The organism is Klebsiella sp. K47 (genome assembly GCF_051858335.1).
Classification (GTDB): Bacteria; Pseudomonadota; Gammaproteobacteria; order Enterobacterales; family Enterobacteriaceae; genus Klebsiella; species Klebsiella pneumoniae.
The window spans coordinates 1-218 of the sequence record NZ_JBPYUI010000499.1 but is presented as its reverse complement, the minus strand read 5'-3'; the positions used below and the strand labels follow the sequence as shown (position 1 = coordinate 218).

The following is a 218-nucleotide window of genomic DNA, read 5'->3' as shown; positions in this document are numbered from 1 at the left end:
TCGTTGCCGATGCCAGTGAAGTGAAGGTCAAGCTCGGCGATCGCCGCGAGTTCACCGCCAAGGTGGTGGGCAGCGACCAGCAGTACGACGTCGCCCTGCTCAAGATCGACGCCAAGAACCTGCCGACGGTGCGCGTGGGCGATTCCAATACGCTCAAGCCGGGCCAGTGGGTGGTCGCGATCGGTTCGCCGTTCGGGCTGGACAACTCGGTGACCGCC

1 protein-coding gene is annotated in these 218 nt (G+C 65.1%); it reads left to right on the top strand.

The window, feature by feature from the left end:
* Window positions 1-218, top strand: a 218-nt coding sequence (locus tag RRF55_RS28960; RefSeq protein ID WP_439419441.1) for a S1C family serine protease, incomplete at both ends; no start/stop codon positions are given.